The 362-nt window shown below is 52.5% G+C and carries 1 protein-coding gene; it reads right to left on the bottom strand.

All coding sequences use genetic code 11. From position 1 onward, the window contains the following. On the bottom strand, positions 1-362 hold a 362-nt coding region (locus tag NCR40_RS31195), incomplete at its 3' end, for a DUF3304 domain-containing protein (RefSeq protein ID WP_250511820.1).

Below are 362 nucleotides of genomic sequence, written 5' to 3'. Positions count from 1 at the left end.
CCGCTAAAGTCATTGCGAAACTCGAATTCGACATGATCGTCTGGATAGAAGTGCACAGCCAAGACGTCGTTGCCGGCTCGGTCAGACCTCTTCACAGGATCAAGATGAACCGTGGTTACTTTTTTGATCTCTTTTATGGGTGCATAGATGTCTTTAGAGAATTCTTCCATGCCATAGACCTGCCACTCGACCGTGAACTCCGTGCCTTTGAGCTTGTAGCAGCAACTCAAACTTCCGGCCCCAGACCCTGGCGGCAGATCGCCGCCTCCACTGGCTCGATTCCCATATTTGTCACGGACCACAAACTCCGTCAGGTTGTACGGCGTGTAGTTCATACCCTCCGCGCTCAACCCGCCATACAC

This window comes from Caballeronia sp. GACF4 (assembly GCF_023631025.1).
Classification (GTDB): domain Bacteria; phylum Pseudomonadota; class Gammaproteobacteria; order Burkholderiales; family Burkholderiaceae; genus Caballeronia.
This window is presented reverse-complemented; position numbering and strand designations above follow the sequence as displayed.